The 14,273-nt window shown below is 53.8% G+C and carries 15 protein-coding genes; 6 read left to right on the top strand and 9 right to left on the bottom strand.

Annotated features, from left to right (window positions below; translation table 11 throughout):
* Nucleotides 1–52: 52 nt before the first annotated feature.
* From AAC01S_RS07160 to AAC01S_RS07170, 3 genes are read right to left on the bottom strand one after another with little or no spacing between them, the layout of a single operon-like run.
* Entirely contained in the window at nucleotides 53–1,186 is a 1,134-nt protein-coding gene (locus AAC01S_RS07160) for a hypothetical protein (RefSeq protein ID WP_067620972.1), read from the bottom strand.
* Complete coding sequence (locus tag AAC01S_RS07165) at nucleotides 1,173–2,357, bottom strand: glycosyltransferase family 4 protein (protein WP_067620974.1); 1,185 nt, start codon at nucleotides 2,355–2,357, stop codon at nucleotides 1,173–1,175. The genes AAC01S_RS07160 and AAC01S_RS07165 overlap by 14 nt, the downstream gene beginning before the upstream one ends.
* Nucleotides 2,354–3,415: a nucleotidyltransferase family protein gene (locus tag AAC01S_RS07170; protein WP_083511596.1), complete on the bottom strand. Its 1,062-nt coding sequence runs from the start codon at nucleotides 3,413–3,415 to the stop codon at nucleotides 2,354–2,356. Before AAC01S_RS07170 ends, AAC01S_RS07165 begins: the two co-directional genes overlap by 4 nt.
* Before the next feature lie 400 nt (nucleotides 3,416–3,815).
* Here AAC01S_RS07170 and AAC01S_RS07180 point away from each other — a divergent pair, with 400 nt between their 5' ends.
* Together AAC01S_RS07180 and AAC01S_RS07185 are read left to right on the top strand one after the other, a co-directional pair.
* The gene (locus AAC01S_RS07180) at nucleotides 3,816–5,042 is read left to right on the top strand and encodes an MFS transporter (protein WP_067620978.1); all 1,227 of its coding nucleotides are present in this window, start codon (nucleotides 3,816–3,818) and stop codon (nucleotides 5,040–5,042) included.
* Nucleotides 5,043–5,081: 39 nt separating this feature from the next.
* Nucleotides 5,082–6,065 carry a DMT family transporter gene (locus tag AAC01S_RS07185; RefSeq protein WP_067620980.1) on the top strand — a complete coding sequence of 328 codons (984 nt, stop codon included), beginning with the start codon at nucleotides 5,082–5,084 and terminating at the stop codon, nucleotides 6,063–6,065.
* Between the two features lie 48 nt (nucleotides 6,066–6,113).
* Here AAC01S_RS07185 and AAC01S_RS07190 read toward each other — a convergent pair whose 3' ends face one another.
* Both AAC01S_RS07190 and AAC01S_RS07195 read right to left on the bottom strand, forming a co-directional pair.
* Complete coding sequence (locus tag AAC01S_RS07190) at nucleotides 6,114–7,010, bottom strand: permease prefix domain 1-containing protein (protein WP_067620981.1); 897 nt, start codon at nucleotides 7,008–7,010, stop codon at nucleotides 6,114–6,116.
* On the bottom strand, nucleotides 7,007–7,342 hold the full coding sequence (locus AAC01S_RS07195) for a PadR family transcriptional regulator (RefSeq protein ID WP_067620982.1): 336 nt from the start codon (nucleotides 7,340–7,342) through the stop codon (nucleotides 7,007–7,009). Before AAC01S_RS07195 ends, AAC01S_RS07190 begins: the two co-directional genes overlap by 4 nt.
* 621 nt (nucleotides 7,343–7,963) lie before the next feature.
* On the opposite strand from AAC01S_RS07195, the gene AAC01S_RS07200 reads away from it, so the two are divergent.
* Nucleotides 7,964–8,158, top strand: a complete 195-nt coding sequence (locus AAC01S_RS07200) for a hypothetical protein (protein ID WP_067620983.1) — start codon at nucleotides 7,964–7,966, stop codon at nucleotides 8,156–8,158.
* Between the two features lie 77 nt (nucleotides 8,159–8,235).
* Here the strand turns inward: AAC01S_RS07200 and AAC01S_RS07205 are convergent, their stop codons facing one another.
* From AAC01S_RS07205 to AAC01S_RS07220, 4 genes are all read right to left on the bottom strand, one after another.
* The gene (locus tag AAC01S_RS07205; RefSeq protein ID WP_245630118.1) at nucleotides 8,236–9,750 is read right to left on the bottom strand and encodes an MDR family MFS transporter; all 1,515 of its coding nucleotides are present in this window, start codon (nucleotides 9,748–9,750) and stop codon (nucleotides 8,236–8,238) included.
* A 45-nt stretch (nucleotides 9,751–9,795) separates the two neighbouring features.
* Complete coding sequence (locus AAC01S_RS07210) at nucleotides 9,796–10,539, bottom strand: pentapeptide repeat-containing protein (RefSeq protein ID WP_067620988.1); 744 nt, start codon at nucleotides 10,537–10,539, stop codon at nucleotides 9,796–9,798.
* 15 nt (nucleotides 10,540–10,554) lie between these two features.
* On the bottom strand, nucleotides 10,555–10,878 hold the full coding sequence (locus AAC01S_RS07215) for a PadR family transcriptional regulator (protein WP_067620989.1): 324 nt from the start codon (nucleotides 10,876–10,878) through the stop codon (nucleotides 10,555–10,557).
* Between the two features lie 447 nt (nucleotides 10,879–11,325).
* Nucleotides 11,326–12,483, bottom strand: a complete 1,158-nt coding sequence (locus tag AAC01S_RS07220) for a histidine kinase N-terminal domain-containing protein (protein ID WP_067620990.1) — start codon at nucleotides 12,481–12,483, stop codon at nucleotides 11,326–11,328.
* Between the two features lie 284 nt (nucleotides 12,484–12,767).
* Here AAC01S_RS07220 and AAC01S_RS07225 point away from each other — a divergent pair, with 284 nt between their 5' ends.
* The 3 genes from AAC01S_RS07225 (at nucleotide 12,768) to AAC01S_RS07235 (ending at nucleotide 14,235) form a co-directional block, all read left to right on the top strand.
* On the top strand, nucleotides 12,768–13,226 hold the full coding sequence (locus AAC01S_RS07225) for a response regulator transcription factor (RefSeq protein ID WP_067620992.1): 459 nt from the start codon (nucleotides 12,768–12,770) through the stop codon (nucleotides 13,224–13,226).
* Between the two features lie 119 nt (nucleotides 13,227–13,345).
* The gene (locus tag AAC01S_RS07230; RefSeq protein ID WP_067620993.1) at nucleotides 13,346–13,618 is read left to right on the top strand and encodes a hypothetical protein; all 273 of its coding nucleotides are present in this window, start codon (nucleotides 13,346–13,348) and stop codon (nucleotides 13,616–13,618) included.
* A gap of 47 nt (nucleotides 13,619–13,665) precedes the next feature.
* The gene (locus tag AAC01S_RS07235; RefSeq protein ID WP_067620994.1) at nucleotides 13,666–14,235 is read left to right on the top strand and encodes a sulfite oxidase-like oxidoreductase; all 570 of its coding nucleotides are present in this window, start codon (nucleotides 13,666–13,668) and stop codon (nucleotides 14,233–14,235) included.
* The last annotated feature ends 38 nt before the right edge of the window (nucleotides 14,236–14,273 follow it).

A 14,273-nucleotide genomic window follows, 5' to 3' on the forward strand; every position in this document is an offset into this window, starting at 1 on the left:
CAAAGGACCAACGGCTCATAGGTCCCGTGCCTTCAGCGTCCGCGCGGCGCAGTTACCACGCGGACACGAGAGGCTTGACGGCCGCGTCCGAGCCAGTTTCCAGAACGCGCTGATAGATGGCGTGGGTCAACAAGTAGGCAAGGGTCGATTCTGCCCCGCGGTTGATGTTCAGCCCCATCTCGGTGAGGGCGTCGGCGCAGCTGCCGTCCGCCGGATCGGCCAATGGCAAATGGGCGTCATTAGCGCCGGAGAACCAATCGACCGCGAGTTGAACGATGTTCCGGTACTCGTCTTTGCGTGTGACGCTCCAGCCTTCGCTCGCGGCCAAGCCAATGGTCATCACCTCGAGCGGCTGTTGATCCCACATGCTGGTTTGGACGTGATCCGCCCACCCGCGGTTGCCGATTGGGCGAAGCCATCCGCCTGGAGCGGTCATCTTGTGCACCAGAAATGCCATGGTTTCTTCCGCGATCTCGAGCGCGCGAGGCCATTTCAGAGCCCGATGGGCGTGAAAGAGCGCCCATGGCAAGACGCCGTTGTCGTAGGTCATTTGCGGCTCAAACCAGCGCCAGTCGGATGCGCGATTGCTATCGTAAAGGGCGCACAGTTGTTCTGCCCAGCGAACGGCGCGAGGGCGAATCTCGCACCGCAGCCACGTTCGCCAGTCATCATCCGATTCAGCGCCGTTCTCTCCGGCCTCAAGCCAATGAATGAGCAGGCAGCTTGCGGCCAAGGCATGGGCGATACCGCGAGCATAACGAAGCTTGTCGGATGCCCTGAACGCGTCGCGGCAAATGGCGCGGTAACACATCAGCCTGTCGTTGTCGAGCGGCGAGATGGACGAGACCGCAAGTGCCCACAGCGTTCGACCAAGGCAATCGTCCGAAGGTGTTTCCGATTCAAGCGTTCGATCATACGCGACGTTGTTGTGGAAGTCGCCCGACTCCCGCTGAACCCACATCAGGAAACTGAAATAGATATCCGCCAGTTCGACGAGTTCGCCTGCGGCCTCCGTATCGCGAGTCCGCTGCGCGTACCGCAGCCACTCCATGCACAACCAGAGCGCCCGCGCGTTGTCGTCTGTCGAGTATCCTTCCTTGCGCCGAGGAATTTTGCCAAAGCAATGTTCCAGCAGCCCTGTATTGTCGGTCAACTTGCGAAGATGGCGGAGGCTAACGGGTAACAAGCGATAACGCCCCCTGCTCCGTTCCCCGACGCGCTTGAACAACCTCATGGAACAACCGAATATGCTCCGAGCCCACGTGGTTCCAATGCATTTGCTTGCCGATCTCGACAATGCGCCGCTCGCAGGCTTCTCGTTTGTCTTCGTCCGTCAGCATTTCGACAATCCGTTTCGCCCACAGCGCTGAGTCGCCGTAAGGAATCAACAATTCGGGCAGGTCTGCGAGCAGATCCTGAGCATACACGTACGGTGTGGTCAACACAGGCCGGCCAGCACCAACCGCGTACGCCAAGGTGCCGCTTGTGATCTGCTGCATGCCCGGATACGGAGTGATATAGAGATCGCACGCTGAGATGAGATCGATCAAATCGGTCTCGGTTAGGTAGCGGTTGATGAATTGCACATGCCCCGCCAGTTGTTTCTCTTCAATCCGTTGACGCAGATGATTTCGGTACGCCTCTCCATCTCGCTTCAACACTTCTGGATGGGTTTGGCCCGCGATCACGTACAAGAGTTCAGGCACGTCGTTGACTGCGGACGCCAGGGCGTCGAACATGGACTCAATGCCCTTGCCGGGCCCCAGCAACCCGAACGTCAAGATGACCTTCCGATTGCTCCAGCCAAGCCTGTCTCGCAACAGCGACTTTGGTTTATTGGACGAGCCAGGCGTTCCGTGCGGGATGTAGCGGATTTGTTCAGGCTTGACCTGGTAGGTTCTCTCCAAGTATTGAACCGCTCTTTGACTCATGACCGTGACGCGCTCGCTTCGCTTGACGAGTTCGTGCTGGATGTCGCGATAGACGTCATCAGGCTGTTCGAACACCGTATGAAACGTCGTGACGATCGGTTTACGCAGAGTCCGGACAAACTCCAACACGTATTCGCCTGCCGTACCGCCGAAAATTCCGAACTCGTGCTGCAGCGAGACCACGTCGATGTCGCTGTCGTTGACTCGCTCCGCCATTCTCCGATACTCTGTTCGCTCGTCGCGCTGCAGTCGCCATATGAAAGAATCGTACAGGTGCGGTTCGTCCCGACCGACCATCGCGATGACTTGGTCTTCTATCCCAGTCGATCGCGCAGCCTGACGAACGCCTTGCCGCAAGTGGTGGGTATACGTCGCAAGCCCGCACCGTTTTGGGACATATGTGCTTAGGTAAGCCACCTTGATCATCGCTGCATCACCGGCTCTCGCTCATTCGCCGTCTCCTGTTCCCGCACAGCTGCCGATGGGGCAGGACGGCAGGCTTGTGTGACAAACGTCCGGCCGACGACCGCGTCAGAGACGAGTTCCTCCGATCCAACGGTCGCACCTGGCCAAACGATCGAACGGGACACGCTGGCCCCCGCCCGTACAACGGCGTGATCGCCAAGGGAGACGTACGGGCCAACCGTGCAGCCACTTTGGACCACGGCGCCTTCGCCGATCACGACTGGCGGGATAATCGTTGCTCCAGGATGTACACGGGCCTCCTTGCCCATCCACACCCCTTCCCGCGTCATTCGATAAGACATGTGCACCGGCGCGCGTTTCGCGAAAATATCGTCGTGAAGTTGCATGTATCGATCGACGGTGCCCATGTCCAACCAATAACCGTCGACGGGCATTCCGTAGACGCCGACACAATGGTCGATGAGGGCAGGGAAGGTTTCTCGTTCAATCGACGTCTCGCGATTCTTCGGGATCCAATCCAGTACGGACGTTTCCATCACATAGATGCCAGCGTTGATATGGTTCGACGGCGCCTCTTCGCGCTTCGGCTTCTCGACAAAGCGCAGAATCTCGCCCTGTTTGGTCAATTCCACGACGCCGTAGTGCGATGGATCGTTCACTTCCGTCAACCCAATCGTCACAAGGCCGCCATGACGTTCGTGAAACTCTAACAATGGCGCGACATTGACCAAATGAACGATATCCGCATTGAATACAAGGAATCGTCCATCCAATAGATGCTCCGCATTCTTGATTGCGCCAGCGGTCCCTAGCAGAGACTGCTCGTACGCGTATTCGATATGGACGCCAAGCGCTTGGCCGTCTTGAAAGTAGGATTGGATTTTGTCCGCGTGGGTTTTCACTGCCAGAACAAATTCGCGGATGCCTTGGTCTCTGAGGTGAACCATGAGATGTTCCAACCAAGGTCGATTGCAAACGGGAGTCAATGGTTTTGGAAGTTCTTCGGTCAACGGGCGCAGCCGCGTCCCAAGCCCACCAGCTAACAATAACGCCTTCATTTCTCATCCCCCATTGGTCGAGTGTGTTAAACAGGAGCCAATAGAAAACGTTCCATGAAAGTTTGACGATCGTCCTCGAGCCCATCATACGCCGCGGCTTGTCTGGCCACCCAAGGCAGGATCATCCTTATTATTAGCACTCCATCGATGTGGCTGCTAAAATTATATATAAACGTCGGGCTTGATTTCAAGCTCGCAGCAAATCCCGATTGACCAGAGCAGACCGAAAACAAGACGAACATACGTTCGTCTTGTATCGCCCGCAAACTACAGTTTCCCGTCCTCAATTTTCATATTATTAGTTTAAATGAAGAAAAAATATAAGTCTATTCTTGACAAACGAATTCATTTATGATAGCGGGACCGCGCGGAAATTTTCAAAGGAGGAACAGAAGGCCCTATGGTCAAGTATCCGCTGTTATCCAGGGCGCTCGCCCGGTCCCAATTCCGCTGGTTTTACTTTGGCCGCACCATTTCCTTGTTCGGCAGCGCCATGACGCCTGTCGCACTCGCATTCGCCGTCCTGCAATCCCCAGGCGGACAACATCTCTTGGGATTCGTGCTGGCCGCCGAAATTCTTCCTCACTTAGCCATGCTGCTGATTGGCGGAAGCCTGGCGGATCGGTACCGTCGCGACAAGTTGATTCAATTGTCCAATATTGGCTCCGGCGCGACACAGGCCGGCGTCGCCGCGGTGGTACTGCTCCACGACAATCCACTGTGGATATTCCCGTTTGCCATCGCCAACGGCGTTCTCGGCGCTCTGACTTCGCCGGCGATGCGAGGCATCGTCCCAGAACTGGTCGATCCGGCGAATATCAAGCAGGCGAATTCGCTTCTCTCCGCATCGCGCAGCGCCGCCAAGATCGTTGGACCGAGCGTCGCGGGTGTCCTCGTGGCGACGGTCGGCGGAGGCTGGGGGATCGCTTTGGACGCCGCGAGCTTCTTCATCGCTTCGGCGTGCATGTCGCCGGTTCGCATTCCTGCTGCGCCTATCGCGCCGCGCACCTCTCTCGTCGCCGAGATGCGCGAAGGGTGGTCGTACTTCCGCCAACGGAAGTGGATTTGGTCCATCACGGTGACGTTCACCGTGTTGAACCTGATCCAGATGGGCGTCTGGCAAGTCCTTGGACCGATCATCGCCGCGAAAACGTTCGGTTCCGCCGGGTGGGGACTGGCACTCGGGATGAAATCGGTCGGTCTGCTCTTGGCGAGCCTCGTTGTACTCCGGTTGCCCATACGGCGCCCCCTGTGCGCTTCCGTGCTTGGAATGGCCCCCAACGGCATACCGATGATTGCGCTCGGGCAAAGTTCCCTGTTACTCTATTTGCTAGGTTCATCGTTCGTCGCCGGATTGGGCCAGACCTTCGCCGGGATCGGATGGGACACGTCACTGCAGAAAGCCGTTCCTCGCGATAAGTTGTCGCGCGTCATGGCCATTGACGAATTCGGATCGTATATCGCGATCCCCGTCGGCGAGATGCTGGCGACGCCGTTGGCCGGCGCGTTCGGGTACAGCGCAATCGCCACCATCGGCGGCATCGCATTTATCGTCGTGTCGCTGCTTCCGCTGGCACAACGACAAGTACGGAGCACGACGATGGAACAAATCGATGTACTGGGCTGAACACGATGCTTCCCTGGTGAACGGCTTGGAGGATTGGGCATGAAGGCTATCGTATACGGACTGCTGGCGTCGTTCTTTTTCGCCGTGACATTCGTTTTGAACAAGTGGATGAGCGATGCCGGCGGCAACTGGATGTGGAGCGCCTCGTTACGCTACATATTCATGCTGCCCATGTTGCTCATCATCGTCCTCCTGCGAAACAATTTCATGCACCTCATCCGTGAAATGCGCCGACATCCGTGGCGGTGGGCATGGTGGAGTTTCGTCGGATTCGGCCTGTTCTACGCCCCGCTGTGCTTTGCGGCGAAATACAGTCCAGCTTGGTTGGTTGCCGGCACTTGGCAGTTCACGATCGTCGCTGGCTCTCTCCTCTCCCCTTTGTTCCACGAGATCATCCAGACCGAAGTCGGGATCGTCAAGACAAGACACAAATTGCCGATGCGAAGCATCGGCATGTCGCTTGTCATTTTGACAGGCATCATCATCATGGAATGGTCGCAATCGACGCAAGTGTCCTTACGGGACACGGTGCTGGGGATCGTTCCAATCGTGATCGCCGCCTTCGCCTATCCTTTGGGGAACCGAAAAATGATGGAGCTTTGCGAGGGAAAACTGGATGCATATCAGAGGACATTGGGCATGACCATCAGCAGCTTGCCGTTGTGGATTGCCCTATCACTGTACCAGTTGTGCACACACGGATGGCCAAGCGCCGGGCAATCCTTGCAGACACTCATCGTCTCCATCTTTTCCGGTGTGATTGCGACGGTTCTCTTCTTTACAGCGACAGATATCGCCCGGACCCGACTTCATGTGCTGTCCGCTGTCGAAGCCACCCAATCTGGGGAAGTCGTGTTTACGTTAATCGGAGAGTTGTTGCTCATCTCGGGAACGACAATTTCTTATGCCGGAATGATTGGCCTCATCCTTGTGGTGGCGGGCATGGTTTTACACAGCCTGGTTTCGACTCGAGAGGGCCACAAACCCTCGAAGCCTTCACCTCCCTCCGTCACGATGGGCTGAGGCGCAATCAGCACCGTAACTTGCCGGTTTCTTCATTCAGCTTTGAAACTAAGCGGCAGTCGTCTCGCGCAGGCCCAGCAAATCGATTCTTCTGCAGCCGAACATGAACAGCGCAAGCACGACGCAGCGAACCATGATGGTGAGGATAGACCACCACAAGAAATATGAATCCGGGTACGCGTGCCCCCAAAAGATTGGGTTGTCTGTAAGATGCCACAACGCTGTTTGAACCGTATCGCGCAGGATGGGCCAGACGGTCAGCACAATCGACAGAATCCACGGAACAAGGCTCACCGCGCGATTGCGAGTCCACAAATAGAGCGCGAGACACACAATCAGCAGAAGGACATATCCGACGAATTCCGAAGCACCGAACGGTGCGAGAATGGGCCAACTGGCAAAGACCATCGTATGGAGTGAATATTGATGCGTCAGTTTGCCAAGAAACCACACAAGGACAAATGGAGCCAGCGACGCAAACACGGCGGCGCGATCAACAGATTTCCTCGTATAAACCAACATGAAGAACACGACCGCTAGACCGACGAACAGTTGCGCATGAGCCGCCGCAGGGTTGTCGTTCCACCAGAGCACCCACTTGGGCGTCGGGATTTGCTGCGTCGTTCCCGGGATTACGTCATGCCATCTCATGTTCGCAAACAAAGAGACGCCGAATACGACAAGACACGCGATGGACAACGAGACAAACCAATACGGCGGAACGCCGTACGTTTCTCGAACGATCCGGCGTCGAACTTCGCGTACAGTCCCAAACGCGGCCATGGCTTTGGCAATCGCTTCGTCTTCCGTCAATCCACGATTCTCCGCCGAGGTCTTTGCCTCGACGAGGTGGCTCAACATCTCTTCCTTCCACGCCCGCTTCTCTCGCTTCGACAGGTACGTATGCCTAAGAATCTGTGAAACGTAATCATCCAATCTGGTCACTGCGTTGCCGCCTTTCCCAAAAACGTCGAGAGCAATTGCTGTTCTTCCGTCCATTCGCGTTGAATTTTCAACAAGCGGCTTTTCCCGCTCTCCGTCAGTGAGTAATAGCGGCGCCGCGGTCCCGAATCCTTGTCCGTTCCCCAGTAGCCGGAGATCAACTGTTCAGCTTCCAGGCGCCTGAGCGCTGGGTAGAGTGACCCCTCTTTCAAACTTAGCGATCCCTGCGTTCGCTCTTTCACCTCCTGAACAATGGCGTAACCATAGGAATCACCTTGCGCCAAAACGGATAGCAAGATCCCGTCCAAATAGCCGCGAAGCCGTTCCATTCGCATCTCTACAACACCGCCTTATATACATAGATTATATATGTATATAGTATACGACGGCATGTAGCGTAGCAAGCCAATAGGTTTCGACTTGTCCGATTTCCGCGAATCTCGTGGTGCATCCGTTCAATCACGCCGATCCGAGCTGTCATTTAGTGTACCAAAGGAGGGATAAACCATGGTGAATGCTGTACAACGCTTTCACGGATCGTTGACGGCCGGACAAACAGCCGTCGTCAAATGTTGATGAGTTGATGTCCATCCGACCGCGATGCAACCCAACCGTTCGCGCCGCAGCTTCATGGGACACCGCATACGGTATACGAGCCGATTCAAAGCGTGATCGCATTCCATATCTTAGAACATGAAACTCGAGAGGAGGTAAGAGCAATGGACGGATGCTTCGGAGCATACACCCGTTGGGCTGTTGTGTTTTTGATCATCTTCGTCCTGTTCTTCTTGTTGGTTCCTGGATATGGCGCAGGGACTGCGTATTAAAGGGATTCCTGACTTGCCAACGGAACCGGCTGACCATGTGACATGGCTCTCGACTCGTGCAGTACGCTGAAACCGATCGCTCGTTGGAACCACAAAATGATGCCATCAAGATGAGGGAGGGGAAGGAAAGTGCAAAAGTGCCCGCCGATTGTGTGTGATCCGATTTATCAATTTGAAGATTGCTTTGTGTACCGCGAGCAACCCATTGTCCAGCCTGTTATCAAAGTTCGCAGGCATATCGTCGTGAACGTGCCAAGATACTACACGCAGCCCCAGGCGAGAGACGTCGTGATCGACCCAGGCTGCCCCGGCGGACGATGCTAAATCTGCTCATGTGCAGATTGAACCCTGCACCAAGAGGGCCACAGAACCCAATCTGGCGGCCCTCTTGTCCGGCGTTCCTAACTTGCCTCGCCGACACTGTCTTCAGTCCGTTCCGGCTTGCGAAATCGTGCGTTACCCATCCAGAATACCAGCACCATCGAAAGCGTCGCTGGCACCAGATCCCACGCCATCGTGTGCGTCACCGACAGAGATAGAGCATGAACCAGTTTGGCGAGAATCGCCCCAGGAATTTGGGCCCGAGTCTGCGGCAGCAGAATCGCCCGAGGATCCATCTTTGCAAACCCTGACGAAACCGCGCTCATGCCCGCAAATTGCGCCTTCAGTTGCTGCTGAAACACGTTCTTCTGCAGGACGCCCAAGACGACGATTCCGATGGTCATCCCAAGCTCACGGATAAACGAGTTCGTGGAGCTGGCAGCACCCCTGTAACGCGCGTCAAACTCGCTCATCGCCGCCATTCCTCCAACCGAAAACGACGGGCCAATTCCCAGTCCGACGACGGCCATGTACGACATCACCTGCAGCGTGCCGCTCGCGGGAGTCAACGTCGTCAACAGGTAAATGCCAACACTGAACACAAGACAGGCTGGGAACAAAATCGCGCGATACGACAGTCGATTGGCCAGTTGGCCGCCAATGGGCGCCGTGATGGACGAACCCAGCATCATGGGAAGCAACTCAAGCCCCGCGTTCACAGCCGAACCGCCGCGAACACCCTGGACGTAAATTGGAATATAGACCACTGCCACCACGAATGCGGCGCCCGTCATCACGCCGACGAAATTGCTCCCCGCAAACGCTCGATTCCGAAACATCGAGAAGGACACGATGGGCTCCTTCGCCCTCGCTTCCGCGATGAGAAAGCCGACGAACAACAGAGCTGCGACGATAAACCCACCAATGATTTGAACGGAATCCCACGCGTATTGATTACCGCCAAACTCCAGGGAAAACGTTAGACAGACGATAGCGGGAACCAGCGTCACAACGCCCCACCAATCGACCATCTGCTGGACGTGGCGCTTCGATTCGTGATAGAAGAAGCCGACCAAAATCAACGTCACAATGCCAGCCGGTACATTGATGTAGAATACCCACCGCCAGCTCAGGTGCTCCGTAATGTACGATCCGAGCAACGGACCCACAATACTCGACACACCGAACACGGCGCCAAACATGCCAGAGAATTTCCCCATTTGTTCAGGCGGTACCACGTCGAAGATGATCGTGAAGGCGATTGGCATCAACGCGCCGCCGCCAACGCCCTGGATCGCCCGGTAGAGTGCCAATTGATCCATGTTCTGAGCCGTCCCGCATAAAATCGAGCCCAATAAAAATACGGCGATGCCAAACACGTAGAATCGCTTGCGGCCGTACATATCGGAGAGCTTTCCGAAGATTGGCATACCTGACATTTCCGTCATCAGATAGCCCGCGGTAATCCACAGAATCTTATCGATCCCGCCCAAATGCGCGACGATATTTCCCGTCGCCGTTGAGACAACGGTATTATCCATGGCCGATACGAAAATCCCCAGCAAGAGTCCCGTGATCACGAGCCCAAGTTCCATCCTCTTTGATTTCAACGACGCCATCCCCCTCCATCGACATCATGTTCACTCTTGCAGAGTGCACCATCCAAATGAAACGACCGTAACATCGTGCAGCTTCGCTCCATAACCTTTGAGGATGGCGTACGTCAATTTGTCCATCACCGCGCCATCAAATATGGCCTTCTTGACATTGGTCTTGAACGATACGTTGGTCAATGTCGCATTGCGAAATGTCGTTCCTTTCAATCCAGTGTTGTTGAAAACTGTGCCATTCAAGTTCATGCCGTCAAATGAAACCGAGGAGAGGTCGGAATGGCCAAAATCCGTACCGTCCAGCTTACTGCCCTGAAAACTTGCCCCCTTTAAGTTGGAAGCCATGAACTTTGCCTGGCTGAGGTTGGCGCGATCGAACTTCACATTCTCCAAATTGCTGCATTTGAACGTGCTGCCGGATAGGTCTGAATCACTGAAATCTGAACCCCTCAAGTTCGAGTAGTTGAACTTGCCGTCGTGCACTGCGATGGACCGGAAATCCGATTTCTCCAAATTGCTCCTGGACAGATCCATGCTCACAGCCTGCTGCAACTGTCTCGAGTTCTCACTGATGTCCTGAATCAGTTCGGATAGATCTCCAATGGAGTCGACCGTCATCTGAAAAGCCGTCTCATCGTCGTACCCCTGGGATTGCATATCCCGCATCTTGTCCCGTAAATTTTGGTACAGTTCTTCCTTTAACTCGTCCATGGACTTCAGTTCTCCATACGATGAAAACATTTGATCAAGGTAGCGCTGCAGCATGCCTTCCATGTCTGTATCTCCCTTTCACATCAGATTGTCTAAGATCCGCTTTACCTTCTCCCAGTTCTGCTTGTTCTCGGCGTACGTTCTTCTGCCTTTGTCCGTAATACGGTAGTATTTTCGCCGCCCTCCTTGGGTCTCATCGCCCCAGTAGGACGCGATATTCTGCTCTTGCTCCAAACGCTTCAAGGAAGAATACATGGTTGCTTCCTTCAACTCATACTCCTCCCCTGAACCGGCCGACACCAATTTCGATATTTCGTAACCGTATTTGTCACCACTCAACAACAATTTCAAGATGATGGTATCGATGTATCCCCTAATCATGTCAGAGGGGATGGTCGCCATGTGTATCACCTCTTCGATTACACAATATAACGAATTACTATGTGTGTCAATGTAATATGACAACATTGGCATATGCGATATTGACACAAACAAGCGCGGGATCGAAAGGACGACTGGTCTGGAGTGGAGTTGCGGAGCCACGGTGGCGGGGGTGGCAGCGTGATCGCGAAGGGTGGCAGCGTGATCGCGAAGGGTGGCAGGACGGCGGGCGAAGGGGCAAATAGGCGGCCCAAGGACGCTTATTTGCCCCCATTGCCCCCGGAATGGCGCGGTTTCGGGCACATAAACGTCTCTGAGCCGCTTATTCCCCGCCAGTCGGCCGATTCGACACACTTAAGCGGCCTACGGGGGCTTATTTGCCGAGTGTCCACCGTCGCCCGGAATCGCGCGGCGGCGTGATCGCGAAGGGTGGCTTATGTGCCGGGCGGCCTGGCCCCCATCAGAACGTCATGGCTCGAAACGTGCCTTTGTATATCCCTGCCCTGTGGATTCATCATCGTCGCCAATCGGGACTTCGATCCGGAAAGTGGTCAGTTCGTCGTCCGATTCACATCGGATGATCCCGCCATGCTCGTGAATAATGTTGCGACAGACATACAAGCCGATACCAGTACCCAATGCTTTACTTGAAACAAAAGGCTCGAAAATCGTCGATATCATTTCCTTCGGGATCGGCGGTCCACTATTGGAAATTTGGATCATCAACTGATTGCCTGCGCGATATCCCTTGATGATCCGCTTTACCGGGGATGCCGACAACGCGTCTAGCGAATTCATAATGATGTTGATCAAAACCTGCCGAAATTCATCTCGATAACCAAGGAGATAAAGCGAATCGTCGATCTCCCGTTCTATACTCACATTGGTACTCACGATCATGGGATAAAGGAACTCCAGAGTTTCGTCAAAGAGGTGCCCAATCCGAAATGTCTCTCTTTCTTTCCTATCGACGCCCTTCTTCGATATCAGTAAAAATTGTGTAATCCTAAACTTCAATTGCTCTAATTCTTTGGTCAAGATATCGATGTATTCAAGAGAAGGGTACTTGCTTTGCAGAAGCTGAACGAAGCCAATCACAGATGTCAGAGGATTTCGAAACTCATGAACAAAGCTTGAAGACATTTGTCCAAGCAGTGTCAACTTATCCTTGTGGGTCTGTTCAATAAACGAAGATTGCTCCGATATCTGTTGATTTTTGAGTTCTGTGTAATGGAGAACTGCGAAGTACAAAAACCGATCGAACAAAGCGTTGATTGTGTGAATGATGGGCGTAAGTTCGCGGATCGTGAACCCCGTCTCAACCAGGCAATCGAGAATTTCGCTTCTGCCAATCGTAACATTGTAAACAAACTCGCCGATATTCACATTCGCTTCAAGACGCTCAGCCGACACTCTTTGCGCGAACTGCAAAATTCTTGCGTCGTTGATTTGTCTTCCGGACAAGTACGCAATCACCACATCAAGCATACGAGTTCCATTCACGATGATGTGGTCCTTGAAACGGTCATTTGAGTCAATCATGACTTGACTCATCCAACTTTCAAGCAGATATTGACGCTTCGCGTCTAGATAATGTGCAACTTGCTTGGCGACCGCACTATCCACGATCATTCCTCCAGCAACCAAGTCGACCTTCTTGTGGAAACAAAACATGAATCAAAATATTCCAAATACCATCCAAGCTAAAATGTATACAGATGAAGAGCAAAATTGCACTGGTAAATCAATCCATGATAGGCTCCCCGATTCGTTTCAGACGGCATTCAGATAGGTTGTGTAGGTTATACCTATCATCGCTGGACCATGAACGTCGTATGGTGTACATACATGGTATGCAACCCACAAACGAAGCGATCTGATGCGACTGGCTAATGCCTGGAGGAATGTAGATGCCCGACGATGATGCAGAACGCGCATCCCAAGGACCAAGTCAAAAAGTTCAACTCATCCTCCAATTTGTGGTGGAAAACGAAAGCGAATCGATCAAAAAAGAGATTATCGTCGATATCAGCCCCACGATCGAAGAGCAGATGCAAGATCAGAATCCTTTTCGAATCATTAACACGTTGACAGCGGCAGTTCTCAAAGTCTTCAGTGCGACGTCATCTTCCGATGAAGCGTCGGTGTCCGAACCTGTAGTGCACGAACCGAAGAAAGTCGACAGCTCCATGGCCTTCACCCCTCGCGAACTGGAGGTGCTCCACTATTTGCTTACCGGAGCGACCAACCAGGAAATCGCGCAGTCGATGGGAATATCATCAAACACGGTCAAATTCCACATCAAAAATGTCTTCCGTAAGCTGCATGTCAAAAACCGCGTGGAACTGGTCGGCAAGTTCACACATTGATTGAAATCGGGTCACAGGTTATCCACAATACCTACCCAGGTGGAGAGTTATCGCAGCCATCCCCGAGGTCTACCCTGAAAGTGTAGGAAATGACCTTTACACGAAGGGGCTGGATAAAGATGAGCGCACCTCTCTATATGTATTTCATCGTTTTCGCGAAGCTCTTCATTCTGGGACTGGCGTTAATCGGCGGCGTTCCTTTGCTCGAACGACGCGTCGAGAAGCAAGAGGAAGAAATGGGTGGAGTGACGCGTATCGTCAAAAAAGGATCGTGGCGCTACGTGGAGTACGTGGGTACAGATCACCACGAGCCGACCAATCAGCCAATACATGTCGATCAGCAACCGGCACAAACTTTTGCTCGTCAACTGCCTAAGGTAGAATACCATTGACGCATTGAGTGCAGTTGAACGTTGATGATATCGCGAGGCGTATCTACATGTCGAAAACACGCGGCGCACTGCCACCTGGACAAGTTCAAACGAACAAGTTCCCAGCGATTCATACCGGGCCGATCCCCACCGTCGATCTCCATTCGTGGCGTTTTCGCATCTTTGGAATGGTGGACCAAGAAAAATCCCTGACTTGGGATGAACTGATTCAACTGCCCCGGTACGACACAACAAGCGACGCTCATTGTGTCACCACTTGGACATACGCCGACAATCACTGGGAAGGCGTTGCATTTCACACTGTGATGTCGATCGTCGACGTTCTTCCTGAAGCCAATTTCGCACTCGTTCACGCTGAAAACGGATATTCAGTCAGCCTGAACATCGATGATTTATTGCGCGAAGGTGTTATGCTCGCTTTCAAACACAACGGCGAGACTCTGTCGCCAGAGCATGGCTTTCCTGTCCGTCTCATTGTTCCGCACCTGTATTTCTGGAAAAGCGCGAAATGGGTAACGGGCGTCGAATTCTTGGCCGAGTACAAGCCGGGTTTTTGGGAACAACGCGGATACCATCCGCATGGGGATCCGTGGTCGCAGCAACGCTATCGCGAATGAACTGCTCGCGCGGCGTAACCGACCCATCCACCTCGATC

The sequence above is a fragment of the Alicyclobacillus acidiphilus NBRC 100859 genome (assembly GCF_001544355.1).
GTDB lineage: Bacteria > Bacillota > Bacilli > Alicyclobacillales > Alicyclobacillaceae > Alicyclobacillus > Alicyclobacillus acidiphilus.

Excerpts from the sequence above, each read along its gene's own strand:
- AAC01S_RS07165 (WP_067620974.1), bottom strand. The coding sequence starts at position 2,357 with ATGATCAAGGTGGCTTACCTAAGCACATATGTCCCAAAACGGTGCGGG.
- AAC01S_RS07170 (WP_083511596.1), bottom strand. The coding sequence starts at position 3,415 with ATGAAGGCGTTATTGTTAGCTGGTGGGCTTGGGACGCGGCTGCGCCCG.
- AAC01S_RS07180 (WP_067620978.1), top strand. The coding sequence starts at position 3,816 with ATGGTCAAGTATCCGCTGTTATCCAGGGCGCTCGCCCGGTCCCAATTC.
- AAC01S_RS07185 (WP_067620980.1), top strand. The coding sequence starts at position 5,082 with ATGAAGGCTATCGTATACGGACTGCTGGCGTCGTTCTTTTTCGCCGTG.
- AAC01S_RS07195 (WP_067620982.1), bottom strand. The coding sequence starts at position 7,342 with ATGCGAATGGAACGGCTTCGCGGCTATTTGGACGGGATCTTGCTATCC.
- AAC01S_RS07205 (WP_245630118.1), bottom strand. The coding sequence starts at position 9,750 with ATGGAACTTGGGCTCGTGATCACGGGACTCTTGCTGGGGATTTTCGTA.
- AAC01S_RS07210 (WP_067620988.1), bottom strand. The coding sequence starts at position 10,539 with ATGGAAGGCATGCTGCAGCGCTACCTTGATCAAATGTTTTCATCGTAT.
- AAC01S_RS07215 (WP_067620989.1), bottom strand. The coding sequence starts at position 10,878 with ATGGCGACCATCCCCTCTGACATGATTAGGGGATACATCGATACCATC.
- AAC01S_RS07225 (WP_067620992.1), top strand. The coding sequence starts at position 12,768 with ATGCCCGACGATGATGCAGAACGCGCATCCCAAGGACCAAGTCAAAAA.
- AAC01S_RS07230 (WP_067620993.1), top strand. The coding sequence starts at position 13,346 with ATGAGCGCACCTCTCTATATGTATTTCATCGTTTTCGCGAAGCTCTTC.
- AAC01S_RS07235 (WP_067620994.1), top strand. The coding sequence starts at position 13,666 with ATGTCGAAAACACGCGGCGCACTGCCACCTGGACAAGTTCAAACGAAC.